Origin of the sequence: Bacillus sp. SJ-10, from assembly GCF_002843505.1 — a bacterium.
Taxonomy (GTDB): domain Bacteria; phylum Bacillota; class Bacilli; order Bacillales; family Bacillaceae; genus Bacillus; species Bacillus velezensis.
The window spans coordinates 2,690,150-2,713,509 of record NZ_CP025258.1 but is presented as its reverse complement, the minus strand read 5'-3'; the positions used below and the strand labels follow the sequence as shown (position 1 = coordinate 2,713,509).

Genomic DNA, 23,360 nt, shown 5'->3' with positions numbered 1-23,360 from the left:
CCTTTTTCTACAGTTCCTCGACAAAACTCGCTATGCTGTCCAAATCATCAGATGTTAACGTTTTGCTGCTAAAATCACTAACGGTTTTTTCTGCTTCCTCTTTGCCGGTGCAGTGCGCCATAATATCACGCAAATATTGCTGTAAAGTTTGCAGCAGCTGTTCCATCGTTTCTTTGCGGAAGCGGCTCGGCGGATAGCTCAAACTGAAGTGAAGTTTGTTTTGTGCGGCCATCGCGCTCATTTCCACCGCTTGTTCCCGCTGCCATGTCGGCGTGATGTCGTGCCCGCTTGCAAGACCGGACAGACTGAACGTGTGCTGATCTTCTGTATCATTGAATTGCCCTAAATAGTTAAAGCTGATTTCAGGCGCTTGTCTGAAGCGGATTGTTTTTTGTTCAGGCGGTGTCATGTATTTTAAAATGCCGTAGCCTATTCCTTTATCCGGTATTCTTCCGAGTGTGTCTTTGACCGTTTTTACCGCCGTTCCAAGCTCAGCGCCTGCTGTGTTCAAGTCAATGAGCACCGGATACATGGAGGTAAACCAGCCTACGGTGCGGCTGATGTCGAGCTCCGGCATGATGTGCTCTCTCCCGTGCCCTTCCATCGCGATGCGCAGTCTGCCGCCCCCTGTCCAGTCCCGTAAAGCCAAAGCTGCGGCAGTCAGAAGAATATCTTGCGTATCGGTATGGTAGGCCCGGTTGACCTGCTGAAGCAAAACGGACGTTTCTTCTTCTGTAAGCGTAAAGCTTACCGTTTGCCGAATGCTGTCGGCTCCCGTCTGATGCTGCGGTTTTTCATAAGGAAGTTCGGCGGCTGTTTCTTCTTCAATAAAACGCCAATATTCCTCTTCACGCATCAGCTTGCTGCTTTTTGCGTATTCTGAAAGCCTTTCAGCGTATTGCTTAAACGAATCGGTCTTTGGCGGAAGCTGGACCGGCTGACCTTTTACAGCTTGAGTGTAAGCGGCAGATAAATCCTCCAGCAAAATACGCCATGACACTCCGTCAACCGCCAGGTGATGTACGGTGATGAATAAATAATCTCCGGACCGGGTTTTGAACCAGCCGGCTTTTAATAACGGGCCTTTTTCAATATCCATCCGCTGTTGGAGCGCAGCCACTTCAGTTTCTATTTCTCTTTCCCAAGTATCTGTCCCAGACATATCCCAAATGTCCAAGGTGTACAGTTCGTCTTTTTGAATACCGTGATTGATTTGTCTGAAACTTTCGTTTTCTGCACTGACGGTGATCCGGAGTGCATCATGATGAATGACAAGATGCTCCAAGGCTTCTTTGAGCGGCTGTTTATGCAATGCGTCAGAGCTGAACATCATGACGGACTGATTGAAATGATTTCTGTTTTCCATCCGCTGTGATAAAAACCAGTGCTGAACGGGTGTCCAAGGTATGTCTCCTTCCACCGGCCGCTGATCGATGACTCTTTCCGCTTTCCGGATAAGTGGCGCGAGCTCCTTAATGGACGGATGCCGGAATAAGTCGCTTGCCGTCATTTTCCGCCCATAGCGTCCGAGCCGTGCGGAAACTTGCAGCGCTTTGATTGAATCGCCGCCCAACTCAAAAAATGAGTCCTCAATCCCGACTTGTTTTGTGCCGAGCACTTCCTGCCAGATCACGGAAAGCTGTTCTTCAAGCTCATTGCGGGGAGCTGTGTACGCGGTTTGAAGCGCGAGCTCCGGTTCGGGCAGATTTTTCCGATCCAATTTACCGTTCGGCGTAAGCGGCAGCTTCTCAAGTTCCATCATATAGGCCGGAACCATGTAATTCGGCAGTTGCTTAGACAGTGAAGAACGCACTTTTTCTGTATCCATGTCCGCCTGCAGACTCATATATGCGATCAGTTCTTTATTGCCGGACTGCCCGGTTCTGACTGACACGGCAGCTTCTTTCACACCGTCCAGGCTCCTCAGTGCGGCTTCAATCTCTCCCAGCTCGACCCGATAACCGCGGATTTTCACTTGATCATCCATCCGTCCGGCATATTCGATCGTTCCGTCCGGCAGCCAGCGGGCTAAATCTCCGGTGCGGTACATCCGTTCTCCGGGAACAAAAGGATTGGGGACAAATTTTTCTTCCGTCAGCTCAGGGCGGCCGAAATATCCTCTTGCCACACCGTCTCCGCCAGTGCATAATTCGCCGATGACGCCGATCGGCTGCGGTGTTCCCCTGCCGTTTATGATATATGCGGTTGAATTTCCGACAGGGCGCCCGATCGGGATTGAATGATCGTATGATTGTTCAATCAAAAAGCAAGTCGAGAACGTCGTGTTTTCAGTCGGTCCGTATCCATTCCATACTGAGAGATGCGGCAGCGCATTCCGAACCCGGTTTACATGGCTCGGGGACAGTGCTTCCCCGCCGATAATCAATCGGGATAATCCGGAAAACACGTCTTTATTTTGTTCTGATAAATGGTTGAACAGAGACGATGTCAGCCACAGTGTCGTAATGCCGTTTTGCTGTATAAATGTTTCCAGAACATCAGAGTCGAGATAGGTTTCCTGGTCACTTACATATAAAGAAGCGCCGTTTAAAAGCGGACCGAATATTTCAAATGTCGTAACGTCAAATCCTAATGATGAAGTAAACAACAGTCTGTCTTTCGGCGTAAAATCAATATAATTGCTGTTTTTCACAAGGCGGATCACGCTTCGCTGTTCAATCATGACGCCTTTTGGCGCACCTGTTGACCCGGACGTATAAATCATGTAGGCCAATGATTCAGGTCCGCCGAGCGGTTCGGGATTTTCCGAACTCAAGCCGGCCTTTGTTTGAATATCCTCTATGAATAAACGTTTTCCTGAAAGCGGCAGACCGTCAAGTTTATCAGATTGGAGAAGAATATCAGCTTTACAGTCTTTAAGCATCCATTCAGCCCGTTCCCGCGGCACATCGTCACCGATAGGCAAGTAGGCGCCTCCCGCTTTTAATATTCCGAGGATTCCGGAAGCAAGCTCTGTTGTGCGGCCGGTTAATAAGGCGACAACGCTTTCCGGACCGACGCCATTTGATCGGAGAGCCGCCGCTATTCTGTTAGCCCGTTCGTTCAGCTCACGGTATGTCAAGATTTGTCCATCATATACAACTGCCCGGGCATCGGGGGTTTCTTTTGCCTGCCGCTCAAATAAACGGCTGATGGTTTCGTGTCTTGGGTAATCGCTTTTCGTCTGATTAAACTGATAAATGACGCGATTTGTTTCAGCATCATCCAGTACGTGAATGTCACCAAGCGGTATCGCTTGGTTTTCAATTACTTTTGTAAGAATACGGGTAAAATAAGAAAGCCATTTTTCAATTGTCTGTTTTTGATAGATATCTGTATTGAATTCAAAATCAAAGCTGATGGAACCGTCAGACCCTTCTGACGCGTAAAGCGTGGCATCAAACTTTGCGGTTTTATGACTTGTATCCGCAGCTTGAGCCAAATGCAGCTTATTTAACCCCAGGGATTCACGCTCCATATTTTGGAGCACAAACATAACGTCAAACAGCGGATTGCGGCTCATGTCCCGCTGCACGCCGAGCCGCTCCACAAGCTCCTCAAACGGGTAGTCCTGATGCTCATACGCCTCAAGCGCCGCCTGGCGGACTTCCGCCAAGTAATCGGTAAACCGTTTGTCTCCTTTCGGCTCCGTTCTGATGGCCAGCGTGTTGACGAACATGCCGAGAATCGGTTCAAGGTCTTTGTGCGGACGCCCGGCAATCGGCGAGCCGACGATGATGTCTTCCTGCCCGCTCAATCGCGCGAGTAACGTATTGTACGCGGCGAGAAGCACCATATACAAAGTGGAGCCGTGATCCCGGGCGATGCGGTGAAGGCCGGATGCGGTTTCAGCGTCAAGCGTGCATGATACGCTGCCGCCCGCAAAGCTTCTGACAGCCGGACGGGGCTTGTCAGCCGGAAGCTCAAGCACCGGAAGCTCGCCTTCAAGCCGCTTCAGCCAGTAGGCTTCCTGCTTCTGAAATCCTTCCTTCTCCTGAAACGACCGCTGCCAGACGGCATAGTCTTTATATTGAAGGCGCATCGGCGCAAGCGAACGGCCTGCGTACAGCTCGCCGAATTCTTTAATCAAGGTGTTGACGGACACACCGTCAGAAATAATATGATGCATATCCGTTAATAAAAGATGACGTTCATCCGATTCTTTCACGAGGGCCGCACGGAAGAGCGGCGCTTCCTCCAGACAAAACGGCCGGACGAATGCGTCAGCTGACTCGGCCTCATCCAGCTGAAACGGCACGCTGTCATGGATGCGCTGCACCGGTTCGCCGTCAGGCCCCGTTTCAAAGGACGTTCTGAGCGACTCATGCCGCTCCACAAGCTGCCGGAACGTCTCCTCCAGCCGGCCGCGGTCAAGCGGGCCCGTCAGTTCCAGCACAGCCGGCATATTGTAGCCGACACCGCCGTCTTCAAGCTGTTGGAGCACATACATCCGTTTCTGCGCCGAAGACACCGGGTAGGTGTCCTGTTTTTGCGCAGGCTGAATCGCTTCATACGGGCTCTCTTCCAAGTCCTGAATAACCGAAGCGAGCTCTTCCACCGTCGGCCGGGCGAAGATGTCCTGTAACGGCACCTGAACACCGAATTCTTTGGCGATGCGGGAGACGAGAGCCGTCGCTTTTAACGAATGGCCGCCCCGCTCAAAAAAGTGATCCCGGATGCCGACGGGGCCGTTTTTCAGCACCTCTTCCCAGAGGGCGCAAAGCTTCATTTCCGTGACGTTCCGCGGGGCGGTGTACGCCCGTCTGTCTGCCGCTCCGCCGGGAGCCGGCAGTGCGCGGCGGTCAAGCTTTCCGCTCGGCGTGACCGGCCATTCGCTCATCTCTATGAACTGAGCCGGCATCATGTAGGCCGGAAGGCGTGTCGCAAGCTCCGCCCGCACGTCATCGCTTTCCCGTCCTTCGATATAAGCGTAAAGCGCGGTTTCGCCGTGTTCGGTCCGGGCGGTGACTGCCGCCTCACGAATGCCGTCGATGCGCCGGATCGCCGCTTCGATTTCCCCCGGTTCAATCCGGTAGCCTCGGACTTTCACTTGTCCGTCTGAACGGCCGAGCCATTCGACAAGGCCATCTTCTGTCCAGCGTGCGATATCGCCCGTCTGATACATGCGCTCGCCCGGATAAAACGGATCATCGAGAAAACGCTCCTCCGTCAGCTCAGGCCGGTTCAGATAGCCCCGGGCCACCCCTGTCCCTGCGATGTAAAGCTCTCCTGCCACACCCGCAGGCTGGATGGTTCCTCCGCTATCTAATACATACAGACGGGCACCAGGAACGGGTTTTCCGATCGGAAGCCTTGTCCGTCCGCTGTCCCGTTTTCGGTCACAGACGTAAAACGCCGCATCAACCGTCGCTTCTGTCGGTCCGTAGCCGTGAATAAGCATGGTCTCCGGCAACAGATCGGCAAACCGGGCAGCCGTAAGCGGGGAAAGAGCTTCCCCTCCGGCAAACACGCGTGTCAGTGTTCTGCCGAGGCGTGTTCTTGTTTCCTCAGGCTCTGTTTCCAGCGCGTCTAAAAAGCTGTTGACCATCGCCGGAATAAAATGCGCGGTCGTCACCTTTTCTGAGGCAAACGCTTCAATCATCCGCACAGGATCTTTCTCCCATCCGGCAGGAAGCAGATACACGGAGGCGCCGGACATCGTCCACCAAAACAATTGCCAGATGGAGGCGTCGAATGAAAAGGATGATTTCAGCACGATGATGTCCTCTTCCGTTAACGGGAACTGCCCTTGCATCCCTGATAAAAAGGCGGCGGCCTGACAGTGTTCAACAGCCACTCCCTTCGGTGTTCCCGTCGAACCGGACGTATAAATGATATAAGCGAGCGAATCAGCATCCGCTTCTTCAGAGACAGCCCCTGTCTCCGTCTCACTTGTCAAAGAAGAAAGAGACACTTCTAGCGTTTCTCCGGAAAAACCGGAAAGGGATAACCCCGGCTGTGCAAGCAGGAGGCAGGCGCCGCAGTCATCAAGCATATAGCGCAGCCTGTCCTCAGGATAGTCCGGGTCAAGCGGCACATAGGCGCCGCCCGCTTTTAACACGGCAAGCACTGAAACCACCATCTCCGGCGAGCGTTCAGCGAGTACGCCGACCATGCTTTCTTTGCGGACGCCTTTTTGGCGGAGCCAAACGGCGAGCCTGTCTGTGTACTGGTCAAGCTCGGCGTACGTCAGCATACCGCCCGGAAAACGGAGCGCAGGACGATGCGGCGAAAGCGCGGCGCGGCGGGTGAACAGCCCGTGAAGCGTCGGAGCCGGCGGTTCAACCGCTTCTGTACGGTTAAACGCATCCAGCATATTTCTGGCTTCACACGCATCCAGCAATGCGATCTCGGAGGCGCTCATTTCAGGGGCGGAAATGACTGACTTCATCATATGCCGTAAAAATGTTTCAATATTCTTCATAAAAACACGATCGTATATACCGGTATCAAAGTTTAAGCGGATATAAAGAGAACTTCCCGGAATCACCTTTATGCTGCATCCGTAGTTTGTGACTTCCTCCATCGTGAAATCTTCTACCGCAAAATCAAATGAACCGGCCTGACTCACATTTTCAATTTCACGCTGGGCCGGCACATTTTCAAACACGATAATGTGGTCAAACAGCGCTTGCTTCAAAGGGCTTTGCGCCTGAATGTCATACAGCGGATAATAGCTGTACGCTTCTGCTTGCAGCGTCTCCTGCTGCAAATGCCTGACGAGCTCCAGAAAAGATAATGAACCGCTTTTCACCCGCACGGGAATCGTATTGATAAACAGTCCCACCATTTTTTCCACGCCTGCGAGATCCGACGGCCGGCCGGAAACGACAGAACCGAAAACGGCGTCATCACAGCGGCTGACACGCTGCAGCAACATGCCCCACAGTGCCTGGAACACTGTATTCAGCGTTGCTCCCGCCCTTGCCGCAATGTTTTTCAGCTCATTTGTCTGCTCTTCCGAAATGGTGAAAACCGCCTGCTCAAGTTCGCCATTTGGTTCTGCAGATTTTTTCGGAAGAGACGCCGATTGCTCAAGATCGGCAAGTCTCGTTTTCCAAAAAATCTCGGCTTCTTTACGATCCTGCTTCATGAGCCATTTAATATACTTTCCATATGGCTGAACAGGCTCGAGAGACGGGAGCCGTCCGTCTCCGAGAGATTGATAGATCATCAGAAATTCCTTCATGACAATTCCGAAGCACCAGCCGTCCATGACGATATGATGATGGCTCCATATACAAACATAGCGTTCAGGCGCTTTTTTCAAAATGGAGACTCTCATGAGAGGGTCTGATTGCAAATCAAAGCCTTTATCTTTATCTTCTTTTCTGAACCGGTCGGCATATTTGTCTTGTGCCTTCTCGTCCAAATGAGAAATATCATGGAACTGAACGCGGCTCGGCCTGTTTTTCAACACGACTTGGCGGGGCTTCGCCACATTCTTATGAATAAATGTCGTACGGAAAATATCGTATCGTTCAAAAACAGCATCTATACTTTTTTGGAATCGTTCCCGGTCAAGCTGTCCGTTGATCGTAAACACCGCTTGTTCGAAGTAGGCTCTTGAGTCATGATCCAACAGAGAATGAAAAAGCATGCCCTCCTGCATAAAAGATAAAGGATATATATCTTGTATTTCCGGTTGCTGCCCCATTGCGCCACTCCTTTTCTATAGTTTGTTGACGGCTCCCATAATGTCACTCAGATCTTCCAGCGTTAACTCCTCGTCACTGAAATCAGCGGCGCTCCATTCACGCTCCTCTTTGCCTGTGCAATGCGAGATGATCTGCTTGAGAAAGGCATGAAAATATCCCGTCAAAACTTCAATCGTTTCTTTTTGATACTGAAAACGGTTGTACACGACATGCATGCTGAGACATTCCGACGATACGGAGCCGCTGATATCAAGTGTGTACGGGCGTTCCCAGTCCGGGCTGACTTCATTTCCCGCTTTTACGGGAGAAACACCGAAGCCGCTGGAACGGATTTCCCGGTCAAACTGTCCCAGATAGTTAAAACTGATTTCAGGAGAATCAGATTCAGTTTCTTCCCAGAGTTTGCTTATATACTTCAGCACCCCGTATCCCGCTCCTTTATGCGGAATGCGGCGCATCATGTCTTTTGTCCGCTTAATGTGATAACCGAGACGCTCGCCGTCATCAGTCTGATCTTGAAAACTTGCGTCAACCAATACCGGATAAATTGACGTAAACCAGCCGATGGTTCTGCTGATATCAAGATGCTCCAAGTGCTCTTCCCTTCCATGGCCTTCCATGCTGATTTTGAATGTCTCGTTTCCAGTCCATCTGTTCAGCGCAAGGCTTAACGCGGCAAGCAATAATTCACCCGTCTCTGTTGTGTATGCTCTGTTCGCTTCCGTTAACAGCTGCTCAGTCTCCTGTTTTGTCAATGTAACGGTCATCACATCTGTATCTTTCAGAAGATTGGAAGAGATGCGGGCATCTTTCGGAAGCGGTTCGACCGCCGCTTTTTCTCTTTCGGACCAGTAGTCTGCTTCCTGTAACAGCCGGCGGCTTTTTGCATAATCAGAGATTTGCTTCGCGTAAGTCTGATAGGAATCGGTTTTTGCCGGAAGCGCGGTTTCTTTTCCTTCGAGCGCCTGCCTGTAGCATGCGGTGAGATCTTCAAATAAAATCCGCCATGACACCCCGTCAATGACAAGGTGATGAATGGAAAGCAGCAGATGATCGCCATCATTAGCGTGAAATAATCCGACAGCTACGAGCGGACCCGTCTCCAGCCGAATGGAAGTTTGAATAAGGGCGGCCGCCTGTTCAATTGCGGCGTGCTCCTCTTGTAATGACCCTTTCCCTCTCACGTCATGCGTTTCAAACGTAAAGAGTTCTTCTTCAGAAAGGTTTTCCGCTCTGTTGTATTGAGTCACCGATCCGTTTTGCGTGCCGCATACGATCCGTAATGCGTCATGATGAACCGCGAGCTGTGCCAGCGCTTTTCTCATAGCAGATTCATTGATTCTGTCCGCACTGCGGAGCATAACCGACTGATTAAAATGATCATGCGGCAATGATTGCGACAAGAACCAGTGCTGGATCGGCGTCAGCGGCACGTCTCCCGTGACGGGAGCCTGATCAATCACGCGGCGGACTTTCCGGAGCCGCATCGATACTTCTCCCAGTGTCTGATGCTCGAACAGCTCGCGGACGGTCGTTTCATAGCCCTGCTGTTTCAGCCTCGCACATACTTGCAGCGCTTTAATCGAATCCCCGCCGAGATGGAAGAAGTGAGCATGGGGGCCGAGTCCTTCAACACCTAAGAGTTCTTCCCAGATGTCAGCCATCATTTCTTCAGTTTCATTTCTCAGGCTGATATCATCTCCAAGGCTATCATTTAATTCAGGCTGCGGGAGCGCCTTCTCGTCCAGCTTCCCATTCGCCGTCAAAGGCAGTTCATCAAGCTCTATCAAGCGGGCGGGAATCATATATTCCGGCAGAAAAGCTCTGAGAGAGGCCTGAATCTCTGCTTCTTTTATCTTTTCGTTTCCGTGTAAGACCGCGTATGCGTAAATGGAGTGCTGACCATGCTGATCAGCACGTGTGATCACGGCTGCCTCTTTCACGGAGGAAAGCTCTTGCAGCGCTGATTTAATTTCTCCCAGCTCAATTCTGTGGCCTCTGACTTTTACTTGCGCATCTTTTCGCCCGACATATTCCAGCTCGCCATTTGTGAGCCTTTTTGCGATATCACCCGTCCGGTAGAGCCGCATGCCGGAAACATGCGGATTCGTGATGAAACGGGAGGCGGTTAAATCATCCCTGTTTACATATCCCCTCGCGACGCCTTCTCCGCCGATATAAAGCTCACCGGGAATTCCGATCGGCTGCGGATTCATATAGGCATCCACGACAAAAGCATGGAGGGTTTCCAGCGGTCTGCCGATATTGCTTTTGTTTCTCTCAATATCATCCATATTCAGTTTTTTGCATGTGACGTGAACCGTGGTTTCCGTAATACCGTACATATTAACAAGCTCCGTCTCCGGGTACTTCTCTTTCCAGCTTTTCAGCATGCCGGGCTGAAGCGCCTCTCCGCCGAAAATGACATATCGAAGCTTTAGCCTGTCCGTATGCCCGGCCTCTTCATGAATGAGTCCGGAAAAAGCCGTCGGCGTTTGGTTCAGCACCGTTACGCCTTCACTTTGCAGCAGCTGCCGGTACAAATGCGGATCACGGGCAGTTTCTTTCGGCACGATAACCACCTTTCCGCCGTATAAGAGCGCGCCGAATATTTCCCATACAGAAAAATCAAAGCAATAGGAGTGGAACAGCGTCCAGACGTCTTCAGAGCCGAAATCAAACGGCAGTCCTTTATGTGTGATAAGGCTGATGACATTGCGGTGTTCCGTCATAACGCCTTTCGGTTTTCCTGTTGTGCCCGATGTGTAAATCACGTAAGCCGGCTGTTCAGGCGTTATCATTTCTTTCGTTCTGTCTGCTGAAACGGATTCAGGCTTATCGATGTATAAAACCGGCAAACCATCTATACCGGATATCCCAAGACCCGATTGCGTCAACAGAACACGCGCGCCGCTGTCAGTCAGCATAAATGAAATCCGCTCGTCCGGATAGTCAGGATCAATCGGCAGATAAGCTCCTCCCGCTTTTAAAATACCGAGAATCCCAATCAGCATATCCGGAGATCGTTCGGTCATAATTCCGACAATCTGTCCGGAGCGGATGCCGTTTTCCGACAGCATATCGGCGATTCGATCCGCCTTTTCATTGAGCTCGCGGTAGGTGAGACGCTCATCAGACATGACGGCTGCAATTTGATCCGGCATTTTTTCCGCCTGTGCTTCAAATAAACTGACGATCGTTTCATGCCTCGGATACTCCGCCGTTTGATTTTCCGCTTGAAGAAGCATCTGCCGCTCGTTTATGCCCAGCAAATAAATGTCAGACAGCTTCCGCTCATCATCCGATGCGATTTGTCCTAAAAGCTCTTTAAAATGACCGGCCCACCGTTCGATCGTATCCTTTTCAAACAAGGCGGTACTGTATTCAAAATGAAAATCCAGTGAGCCATCCGGCCGTTCCTCGGCATGAAGCGTCAAGTCGAATTTTGAAATGTCATGCTTCACTGCATGTGAAGAAACAACTAAGCCCGGAAGGTTTACTTCGAAATCATCACTGTTTTGCAAAACGAGCATGGCATCAAACAGCGGATTGCGATTGACTTCCCGGTGTGTATCAAGCTTTTGGGCAAGTTCTTCAAACGGGAAGTCCTGATGTTCGGCCGCGCCGAGGGCGAGCATTTTCACCTCTTCTAAATAAGCGCGGAATGTCTTATCCCCTTTCGGCCTGCTTCTCATTGCCACGGTATTTACAAACATGCCGATGACCCCGTCAAGCTCAGCGCGGCTTCTGCCGGCCGCAGGTGAACCGACGACAATGTCTTCCTGCCCGCTCAATTTAGAAAGGAACAAGGAGTAGCTTGCCAAAAGAATCATATACAGCGTCGAACCTGTCTCATCCATGAGCCGGCGCAAATTCTCCGCCGATTCCTTTTGAAGGCGCGTTCGAACAATGGACCCGCTGAAATCAGGAAGCTGCGGGCGCTTTTTATCGAGCGGCAGATCAAGTACGGGAATGTTTTCCCCGATCGTCTCCAGCCAATAACGCTCATGTCTTTTGAATTCTTCAGCGGCAAACCGCTCATGCTGCCAGACGGAAAAATCTTTGTACTGGAGTTTTAACGGCCGCAACTCCTTTCCTCTGTATAAATCCGTCAATTCTTGAATCAAAACGCTCATTGACACACCGTCTGCGATAAGATGATGCATATCAAGCAGCAGAAAATGATGTTCTTCAGTAACTTTGGCTAAAGTCACTCTCAAAAGCGGCGCTTTTTCCACGTCAAACGGTTTGACGAAAGTTTCCATCACCTCTTGAAGAAGGTTCCCGGATGGCATGTGAATCTCTGTGAGGTCAAGATCGACATGTGAATGTATGTGCTGCATCGGCTCCCCGTTTCGTAAAACAAATGAAGTGCGTAACGCTTCATGCCTTTGTAACAGCGCTGAAAAGGCTTCGTGCAACCGATCCCGGTTGAGTCTGCCGCTCAGTTCCAGACAAGCGGGCATATGATAGCCCGTACTGTCCGCTGCAAGCTGATGAAGAGCATAGAGCCTTTTTTGCGCAAAAGATAGCGGGTACAAGTCCTTTGCCACAGCAGGCGTGATTTCTGCATATTCTCCTCTTTTCCTCTGTTCAAGGAAGCGGGCCATGCTCTCGATGGTCGGATGTTCAAAAACATGGCGGACGGCAAGTTCAATTTGGAGCCGTTTATGTATGTTTGAAACAAGCGACGCGGCTTTCAGCGACTGTCCGCCGATTTGGAAGAAATCATCTCTCATACTGATGTGTTCCCGTTTCAGCACTTCTTGCCAAATAGACAGCAGCTCGGTCTCAAGCATTGTGCGCGGAGCTTGATAATCACCGGTTCTCTCAGCTTCTTTCGGCTCAGGAAGTGCGGCCCGATCAAGTTTTCCGCTCACAGACAGCGGCATCTCCGTTAATTTGGTAAAGCTTCCCGGTATCATATAAGCAGGTAATCTCCCGGCCAATTCAGCGTGCGGTTTAAATGTCACACCTGCGTTTTGCAGTACGACATAAGCTGCAAGCTCCTGTTCCCCGTCCGCCGTTTTGCGCACGGTGACTGCCGCCTCTTTTACCCCGGACAGACTTCTGAGTGCCGTTTCGATTTCTCCTAATTCAATTCTGTAACCTCTTACCTTGACCTGATCGTCAAAGCGTCCCATATATTCAATCGTTCCATCCGGTAAAAATCGGGCTGCATCTCCCGTTCTGTACAGCCGTTCACCTTCATGAAACGGATGAGGGGTAAAGACTTTGTCCGTCAGCTCTTTTTGCTGAAAATATCCGTCCGCCAGACCTTTTCCGGAAATACACAGTTCACCGACGGCTCCGACCGGCTGCAGCCGATCTCCGTGCATCATATAGACAGAAGTGTTGGCAATCGGGCGCCCGATCGTAATCCGGCTGCTTTTTTGCAGGTTGCGCAGAATTGTCGTGGCCACACTGTTTTCCGTCGGTCCGTATTCATTCAGCAGCTCGGCATTCGGGCATATGTTGCGGCTCGCTTCCACGATATCAGGAGTGGCCGCTTCCCCGGCAAATGTCACCGCCCGAAGCGTCTGCGCATCCTTTTTCGTCAGCGAATCAAGCAGAACGCGATACAGAGACGGAACGATCAGAAGATGGCTCACTCCGTGGCGGGTGATTTTCTGTTTTATTGAAAGGACGTCTTTCGCATCATCTTCATCAGTTAACAATACACAGGCGCCCGACAGAAGCGGAGTGAAAAGACTCGTTAATGACCCGTCAAATACGTATGAAAAAAGATGAAGCGCTATGTCCCCTTCTGTCATCCCGTATTCTTCACGCCGCCATTGCAATGTATTGCTGATCGCTTTGTGTTGTACAAGCACCCCTTTCGGCCGGCCTGTCGTTCCGGAGGTGTAAATGACATACGCCCAATTTCCGCTGTCAGATACCGGCGGAAGCGGTGCGGTCTGCTGGGAAACCGTTTCCTCCATGATGACGACACTGCCCTTGAAATCCGGCGGAATGAGGGGGAGCAGGCCTTTTTCAGTCACGAGCAGTGAGGCTTCACTGTCTCTCAGTAAAAATGAAATCCGTTCAGGCGGAAATTCCGCATCAATCGGCATATAGGCGCTGCCCGACTTCCAAATTCCGAGCAGAGCGGCAACCGTACTCATTGATCGGCGCAGCATAACAGCGGTGATCTGATCGGGGCGTGCGCCTTTTTCCCTTAACGCATGTGCAAGCTGATTCGCCCGCTGATTTAATTTCTTGTAGCTCCAGCTTACCCCGTTATATCTCAACGCCTCTTGGTCAGGCGTTTTTGCCGCCTGTTCTTCAAACAGCCCATGAACGGTTGTCTCATGGTACGGACGGTTCGTTTCGTTAAACGAATGAATCAAGGCTTCTTCCTCCGGAGGCACGAGACTGATGCTTGATAAAAGCCTGTCCGGATCTTCCGTTACACAGGAGATGACCTCCAGAATATGCCCTTTGATCCGTTTCATGTCTTCCCGATCGTAGATGCCCGCATTGTAGCTGAATTTCACATAAAACTCTTCTCCCGGAACGATGACGACGTTAAGATCGTAATTGGTTTCCTCCGCCATCGAAAAGTTTTCAAGTGAGAGCGCACTGCTTTCCGTTTGCTGCCAGCCGTTTACCGCAGCCTGCATCTGAACCGGATAATTCTCAAAAACCAGGATATGGTTCAAGAGATCTTTTTGCAGACCGCTCTCGTTTTGGATGTCATACAGCGGATAATAGCTGTGCTCTTCCGCAGCGAGTGACTCTTGTTGCACCTTTTTGAGAAGAGAAGAAAAAGTCATATCCCCAACCGCGCGCACCCTTACCGGCACGGTATTGATAAACAGCCCGGCCATGGATTCGATGCCGCTGATAGCTGACGGCCTGCCGGAAACAACTGAACCGAATACCGCATCTTCAGTGCCGTTGTAACGATGGAGAAGCAGTCCCCAAATGCTCGTAAATAAAGTATTCAGCGTGACCCCGGTGCTTCGGGCAATGTCTGTCAGCTTTTGCACGGTTTCAGACTCAAGGGAAAATTGAAAATGCTCAGATGCATAACCGTTTTGCGCCGGCTTATTCTTCGTTTGCGGGACGGAAACGACTTCTCCGTAATCTTCCAAGCAGCGCGACCAGAACGCTGACGTTTCTTCTTTATTCCGGCTTCGGAGCCATTTGATATAAGAGCTGTAAGGAGCCGGACTGCCGAGGTTTACAGGCCGCCCGTTCCGGATCGCATAATACATGCTGAAGAAATCTTTCAGCACAATGCCCAAGCTCCAGCCGTCCATCATAATGTGATGGTGAGTCCAAACGCATGTATAGCGGTTTTCTCCCGTTTGAAAAAGAGTCAGGCGCATTAAGGGGCCTTTTTGCAGATCAAAGCCCTTATTCCGGTCGGTTTCCTTGAATTCCTCAATGATGCTTTGCTGCCGTTCTTCCGAATAGTCTGAAATGTTCTCAGTCTGTACGGCTGTGTCACGGCGTGAAAGGACAACCTGCTGCGGACCTTCAAGGTCAGGCACTTCTTTTATGAAAATCGTTCTGAAAATATCATAGCGGCTGACAAGCATATCCAGACTTTTTTGGAATGTATCAATGCATAAATCCCCGCTGACTGTAAATGAAATCTGCTCGACATATGCGTTTGATCCGGAATCCAGAAGCGAATGAAACAGCATGCCTTCCTGCATATATGATAAAGGGTAAATATCTTGAATTTCTGTCGCTTGTGTCACGAATGCCACACACCTTTTTATGAAATTAAAGTCCTTTTACGAGATCTTCAATGCTTGATAGTGCTTGAGCGGTCAATTCTGTATGGCTGTAATCCGTTAATGTTTTTTCCCGCTCTTTCTTGCCGGAACAGTGGGCGATGATGTCCTCGAGGTGAGTATGGAAACGATTCATGAAGAACTCGATTGCCCCCGGTGCAAATACATCGGTATAAACGGCTTTTACCTCCAGTTGCCCGGCCGCCACCATCGCGTTAATATCCAGATCAAACTCGCGGATGCGCCCGGCCGCTATATCATGCTGCGGCTTGAACGGTGACATCTTCAGCGTCCCCTCAAGACCGTCAAACGCACCGAGATAGTTAAAGCTTATTTCTGGGTCTTTATAAAGAATGTTTCGCGAATATCTCAACAGCCCGTAGCCGGTTCCGTGATGAGGAACCCGTCTCATCATGTCTTTTACCGTCTTTATGCGGTGAGCGGTTTTTTCGCCTGAGCCGCCCGGCACTCTCATATCCAAAAGCACCGGGTAAACAGATGTAAACCATCCTGCCGTTCTTGACATATCAATGTCAGGAATATGCCCCTGGCGCCCGTGCCCCTCAGTGCTGATAAGGATCTGTTCAGAACCCGTCCACTCATGAAGCGCCATTCCAAGCGCCGTTAAAAGCAATTCATGAACATCCGTTCCGTATGCCTGCTGTGTTTCCAACAGCAGCTGTTTCGTGACTTCGCTGCTTAATATCCACGATGCAGTGTGGGCGTTTTCCTGCAATCGTCCGGCGTTTTCATCAGTTATTTTCGGCAGCGGCGCTGTTTCACCAGACATCACGCTGTCCCAGTATGCGGCTTCCTCCAGCAATGCTTTGCTCTTGGAAATGTCAAAAAGCTCTTCGGCATACTTTATATAAGAATCGCTTTTCGGCGGCAGTTCGATTTGTTTGCCTTCTAATGCCTGCTGATAAGCTGTCTGCAGATCTTCAAGCAATATCCTCCATGACACGCCGTCCACGATAAGATGATGAATCGTTATAAGAAGATGGTCGGCATCCTTCTGCCTGAACACTCCGAGATGAAGCAGAGGGCCTTGATCAAGGCGCATAGCCTGCTGTATTTCTTCTTCCTCAGCGGCTATCCGTTTTTCGGGCTGCGTTTCTTCTGAAATATCTATGACGTTAAGCGTAAATATTTCTTCATGCTGCTTTGTGATTCCGCGATTATATTGAACGGCTTCCCCATGCTCATTTTCAGTGAAAGTCATTCGCAGCGCATCATGATGTTCTGTCAGCGCGCAAACCGCCTGGTACAGCGCATCTATTTGGAGGCTGTCTTCAGTGCACAGCATGACTGATTGGTTATAATGAAGCTCAAACGCACCCGGCTCCTCAAAAAATCTCTGCTGGATCGGTGTCAGCGGAGCGCTTCCTTCTATCGGCCCCTGATCAGCCGTTGCAACAGCCGGCGTGAGGTGCTTCGCGAGTTCTGCAATCGTCGGGAACTGAAACAAATCGCGGATCGACATGTTCCAGCCTTCTCCGGCGAGTCGGGCTGACACTTGAAGCGCCTTAATGGAATCTCCCCCAAGCTCAAAGAAAGAGTGATGAATTCCCGCTTTCTGAATATGAAGCACATCTTCCCAAATCCGGCATAACATCGCCTGTTTTTCATCGCCGGGCGCGACAAATGCCTGTGATGAATGTATCTCTTCTGCCGGCAATGCCGATTTATCAAGTTTGCCGTTCAGTGTCAGGGGCATGCTGTCTAAACCGATAATATGAGACGGCATCATATAAGCCGGGAGCTCCTGCATAAGAGACTGGCGAAGTGATGAGATATCGGCCTCTTTAGGAACGATGTATGCCGCTAATCGGGCTTGTCCTTCGGCATCTTTCATCACGGTAACAGCCGCTTCTTTGACTTGATCGTGTTTCAAAAGCACACTTTCTATTTCTCCCGTCTCAATTCTGTATCCTCTGATTTTTACCTGCTTATCAATCCGCCCTTGAAAACGAAGAGTGCCATCCGGCAGCCAGCAAGCCTGATCTCCGGTTCTGTAAAGCGTTTCTCCCGTTTGTAACGGGTCACTGAATGCGCCCTCTGTCAGCTCAGGCTGTCCCCAATATCCTTTGGCGACGCCGGCGCCCCCGATATACAGCTCTCCGAAAACGCCGATCGGCTGGACCTGTTTGTCTTTGTTTAAGACGTACATTTGTACATTCGGAAGCGGAACACCGATCGGCACATCATCTTCCCGCGGCTCTTCGCTCATTTTAGCTTCATAATACGAAGAATCAATTGTCGCTTCTGTTACACCGTAGCTGTTAATGATCCGCATTTCTTTTCCGAAGCGTTCTTGAAGCGTATAAAAATCCTGCGACTTGATCATATCTGAACCCAGTACAAGTATTTTTACACTTTGCAGCGCGAGCTTCCGGCGATATATATATTCCATAAACGGAACAATCAGCGCGGGTGTCGACTCCATAAACGTGATACGGTGCTGATCAATGAGCCGATAAAGCTGTTGTGGCTCAAGCCGGACGTCATCCGGACAAATGACAAGCGTTCCCCCGTTTAGCAGGGCGCGTGCAAGATCCCCTGAAAATACATCAAATGAGAAACTCGCCATCTGCAGCACTCTGACAGGTATAAGATCAAGCTCATAAATCCTGCGCCATGCAAGTGCTGCATGCGTAAAGCTGCGATTTCTGACTTCGACTCCCTTCGGCGTTCCCGTTGTTCCCGAAGTATATATGATATATGCAGTATCATCCGGTGACGCTGCCGGCTGAATATTCTTTGCACAAATATCGTATTGATCTTCATGATCAAGCTGAATGAGAAATAAATTGTTATCCGTCAGCTGTGAAGCAAGTTTTTTGTATTCTGACTGCACCATCAAGACGGATGCCGCGCTGTCTTTTAATAAATAGCGAATCCTTTCCTCGGGATAATGGGAGTCAACCGGTATATACGCCCCTCCCGATTTCATGACGGCAAGAACACTGACGATCGCTTCAATCGAACGGTTTGCCAATATAGCTGCTCTTTTTCCCGGACCGAATCCATTTTTGTGTAATGTTCGCGCAAGCCGATTTGCCCGCTCATTAAGCTGCGAATAGCTGATCTGTTGTGCTCCTTCAATAACAGCGGTCTGATGAGGCGTTTCTTTTGCTTTCTCTTCAAACAACTGATGAAACAGTTTGTGTTTTTCCATGAATTCGGTTTGTGTGTTATTAAACTCAATCAGTAACTTTTGTTTTTCTTCTTCATCCAAAATGTCAGCTTTCGATAGTGTGACTTTCGGTTCGGCGGCAACATGGCGCAAGAGATTCAGTAAGTGGCCCATCCAGCGTTCAATCGTTTCTTTCATAAAAAGCTCGGTGCTGAATTCCATTTCAAAGCGGATGTTTCCATCGGATTCAGCCGCTGATAAGGTCAGATCAAAACTTGATACATCATGTTCGGTATGCTCTGATCGTGACGCCTTCAGACCGGCCAGATTTATCTCCTCTCGCTCCATATTCTGAAGAATAAACATCGCATCAAACAGCGGATTGCGGCTCATGTCCCGCTGCACGCCGAGCTGCTCCACAAGCTCTTCAAACGGGTAATCCTGATGCTCATACGCTTCAAGCGCCGCCTGGCGGACTTCCGCCAAGTAATCGGTAAACCGTTTGTCTCCTTTCGGCTCCGTTCTGATGGCCAGCGTGTTGACGAACATGCCGAGAATCGGTTCAAGGTCTTTGTGCGGACGCCCGGCAATTGGCGAGCCGACGATGATGTCTTCCTGCCCGCTCAATCGCGCGAGTAACGTATTGTACGCGGCGAGAAGCACCATATACAAAGTGGAGCCGTGATCCCGGGCGATGCGGTGAAGGCCGGATGCCGTTTCAGCGTCAAGCGTGCACGATACGCTGCCGCCCGCAAAGCTTCTGACAGCCGGACGGGGCTTGTCAGCCGGAAGCTCAAGCACCGGAAGCTCTCCTTCTAGCCGCTTCAGCCAATACGCTTCCTGCTTCTGATATCCTTCTTTCTCCTGAAACGACCGCTGCCAGACGGCATAGTCTTTATATTGAAGGCGCATCGGCGCAAGCGAACGGCCTGCGTACAGCTCGCCGAATTCTTTAATCAAGGTGTTGACGGACACACCGTCAGAAATAATATGATGCATATCCGTTAATAAAAGATGACGTTCATCCGATTCTTTCACGAGGGCCGCACGGAAGAGCGGCGCTTCCTCCAGACAAAACGGCCGGACGAATGCGTCAGCTGACTCGGCCTCATCCAGCTGAAACGGTACGCTGTCATGGATGCGCTGCACCGGTTCGCCGTCAGGCCCCGTTTCAAAGGACGTTCTGAGCGACTCGTGCCGCTCCACAAGCTGCCGGAACGTCTTCTCCAGCCGGCCGCGGTCAAGCGGGCCCGTCAGTTCCAGCACAGCCGGCATATTGTAGCCGACACCGCCCTCTTCAAGCTGCTGGAGCACATACATCCGTTTCTGCGCCGAAGACACCGGGTAGGTGTCCTGTGTTTGCGCAGGCTGAATCGCTTCATACGGGCTCTCTTCCAAGTCCTGAATGACCGAGGCGAGCTCTTCCACCGTCGGCCGGGCGAAGATGTCCTGTAACGGCACCTGAACACCGAATTCCTTGGCGATGCGGGAGACGAGAGCCGTCGCTTTTAACGAATGGCCGCCCCGCTCAAAAAAGTGATCCCGGATGCCGACGGGGCCGTTTTTCAGCACCTCTTCCCAAAGGGCGCAAAGCTTCATTTCCGTGACGTTCCGCGGGGCGGTGTACGCCTGTCTGTCTGCCGCTCCGCCGGGAGCTGGCAGCGCGCGGCGGTCAAGCTTTCCGCTCGGCGTGACCGGCCATTCGCTCATCTCTATAAACTGAGCCGGCATCATGTAGGCCGGAAGGCGTGCCGCAAGCTCCGCCCGCACGTCATCGCTTTCCCGTCCTTCGATATAGGCGTAAAGCGCGGTTTCGCCGTGTTCGGTCCGGGCGGTGACCGCCGCCTCACGAATGCCGTCGATGCGCCGGATCGCCGCTTCGATTTCCCCCGGTTCAATCCGGTAACCGCGGACTTTCAGCTGTCCGTCTGAACGGCCGAGCCATTCGACAAGGCCGTCTTCTGTCCAGCGTGCGATATCGCCCGTCTGATACATGCGCTCGCCCGGATAAAACGGATCATCGAGAAAACGCTCCTCCGTCAGCTCAGGCCGGTTCAGATAGCCCCGGGCCACCCCTGTCCCCGCGATGTACAGCTCTCCTGCCACACCCGCAGGCTGGATGGTTCCTCCGCTATCTAATACATACAGACGGGCACCAGGAACGGGTTTTCCGATCGGAAGCCTTGTCCGTCCGCTGTCCCGTTTTCGGTCACAGACGTAAAACGCCGCATCAACCGTCGCTTCTGTCGGCCCATAGCCGTGAATAAGCATGGTCTCCGGCAGAAGATCGGCAAACCGGGCAGCCGTAAGCGGGGAAAGAGCTTCCCCTCCGGCAAACACGCGTGTCAGTGTTCTGCCGAGGCGTGTTCTTGTTTCTGCAGGCTCTGTTTCCAGCGCGTCTAAAAAGCTGTTGACCATCGCCGGAATAAAATGCGCGGTCGTCACCTTTTCTGAGGCAAACGCTTCAATCATCCGCACAGGATCTTTCTCCCATCCGGCAGGAAGCAGATACACGGAGGCGCCGGACATCGTCCACCAAAACAATTGCCAGATGGAGGCGTCGAATGAAAAGGATGATTTCAGCACGATGATGTCCTCTTCCGTTAACGGGAACTGCCCTTGCATCCCTGATAAAAAGGCGGCGGCCTGACAGTGTTCAACAGCCACTCCCTTCGGTGTTCCCGTCGAACCGGACGTATAAATGATATAAGCGAGCGAATCAGCATCCGCTTCTTCAGAGACAGCCCCTGTCTCCGTCTCACTTGTCAAAGAAGAAAGAGACACTTCTAGCGTTTCTCCGGAAAAACCGGAAAGGGATAACCCCGGCTGTGCAAGCAGGAGGCAGGCGCCGCAGTCATCAAGCATATAGCGCAGCCTGTCCTCAGGATAGTCCGGGTCAAGCGGCACATAGGCGCCGCCCGCTTTTAACACGGCAAGCACTGAAACCACCATCTCCGGCGAGCGTTCAGCGAGTACGCCGACCATGCTTTCTTTGCGGACGCCTTTTTGGCGGAGCCAAACGGCGAGCCTGTCTGTGTACTGATCGAGCTCAGCGTACGTCAGCATACCGCCCGGAAAACGGAGCGCAGGACGATGCGGCGAAAGCGCGGCGCGGCGGGTGAACAGCCCGTGAAGCGTCGGAGCCGGCGGTTCAACCGCTTCTGTATGGTTAAACGCAGTTAACACCCGTTTCTTTTCATTTTCATCCGCCATATCAATATGCCGAATCAGCTGGTTTGGATTTCTAACGGCATTTTCAACGATCGTCAGCAAATGAGTTTGAATTCGTTTAATCGATGTTTTAGTAAATAAAGCGGATTGATAATCAAAATTCAGCTCAATCAATCCCGTATCTGTCCGCTCCTTAATTAAAATGGACAGCTCATTTGCCGTATGTCCGCTGAAAAACATCGCCGTTTCATAATCGAAACCTTCTGCCTGACGCCACGCGAGAGGCTGGTATTGCATCGAAATCCCGATGATATTTTGCAGGTCGTGATGAGTCTGCCTTAATTCATTCACAAAAAGATTGTAAGGATATTTCTGGTGCCGCATAACAGACAGCTGCTCTTTTCCTACGCTGCGGACAAAGGACAGGAACTCCGCATCAGGATCTGCCGTCATTCTGATCGGCAGTGTGCTGACGAACATGCCGAGCATATCCTTTTCGAGCCTGGAGCCCCGGTTTCCGTAATAAGTGCCGATGGCAATATCCTTTTTAGCCGTCAGACGGCTGATGCATATGTATAACGAAGCCATAAACAGAGAGATGATGCTGATATTATTTTCTTTGCAAAAACGCCGGATAGATTGTTCTAAGGAGTGAGAAAGAGTGATTGTATCTCTGGAAGCCGCAGTGCTTTGTCTAAGATGAGAGGTTCGTTCCGCCAGTGAAAGGTGTTCCGGAACGGTTCGGTATGTTTCAGTCCAAAATGAACGGTCTTTTTGAAAACGGGAAGACTGTAAGTATTGCTGTTCTTTTTCCATGTAGCTGAGATAGGAAGGTCTGTGATGTTCAGCTAAATCCTCGCCCCGCATGATCTTTTGGTAGATATCAATGAGCTGGTTGCCGAGCAGGTTGAGCGAGATGCCGTCCATGATAATATGGTGAAATTTTGAATAAAGCCAAACTTCTTCGTCTGACATGACAAGCAGAGTAAATTGATACAGAGGTGAATGAAACAGCTTGAACGGAACACGGGTCTGCGTGTCAATCCATGCGTCCCGCTCTGCCTGATCAGTATGAGTAAAATCAACAGTCTCTAGAGAAATCGGCCGATGCCCCGCCAGATACAGCTGGGGTTCTGATCCGTCCCCTTCTGTCAGTTGAAACCTGAGTGAATCATTTTGCGAGATAGAAAAATCTAAAGCATGGCGCAGTACGTCAAAATCGATGTCCCCCCTGAATTTGACGCACGCCGCGAGATTGCAGATACTTGTGCCCGGCTCGAGCAGCTCTGTAAACCAGACTCTTCTTTGGGCGTGAGTTAAAGAATAAACAGTGTTCTTCAATGGAATCCCTCCATTTCAATTTAAGAGGATAAGAAAGTGAAATAATTACAATTAAATTTCGACAGCATATGACTAAATCATCCATATAAGCATTATTTTAAAACATATTTTAGAAATCACAATAAAAAATTAAATTTTCTCTAACATTTTTTAGAATATAGTATATATTCCTCACTTCATTTCTTCATTTCTATAATCTTTATACCATGTAAAACGGTATGTATGCACACTACAAACTGGTTCTTAAACACTATAATAAGGAATAAAATGTATAATTAATTGCGCTTTTAAAAAGGTTTTGTCTCC

At 50.6% G+C, this 23,360-nt stretch carries 3 protein-coding genes; all 3 read right to left on the bottom strand.

Annotated features, from left to right (window positions below; all coding sequences use genetic code 11):
- Window positions 1-7: 7 nt before the first annotated feature.
- The 3 genes from CXL14_RS13810 to CXL14_RS13800 are packed head-to-tail and all read right to left on the bottom strand — an operon-like array spanning window position 8 to window position 23,054.
- Window positions 8-7,657: a non-ribosomal peptide synthetase gene (locus CXL14_RS13810; protein WP_040221733.1), complete on the bottom strand. Its 7,650-nt coding sequence runs from the start codon at window positions 7,655-7,657 to the stop codon at window positions 8-10.
- 15 nt (window positions 7,658-7,672) lie between these two features.
- Entirely contained in the window at window positions 7,673-15,370 is a 7,698-nt protein-coding gene (locus CXL14_RS13805; RefSeq protein ID WP_032864058.1) for a non-ribosomal peptide synthetase, read from the bottom strand.
- A 25-nt stretch (window positions 15,371-15,395) separates the two neighbouring features.
- On the bottom strand, window positions 15,396-23,054 hold the full coding sequence (locus CXL14_RS13800; protein ID WP_101287844.1) for a non-ribosomal peptide synthetase: 7,659 nt from the start codon (window positions 23,052-23,054) through the stop codon (window positions 15,396-15,398).
- Between the last annotated feature and the right edge of the window lie 306 nt (window positions 23,055-23,360).

Bases quoted from the DNA above. Each gene is read 5' to 3' on its own strand.
- CXL14_RS13810 (WP_040221733.1), bottom strand. From the start codon at position 7,657: ATGGGGCAGCAACCGGAAATACAAGATATATATCCTTTATCTTTTATG.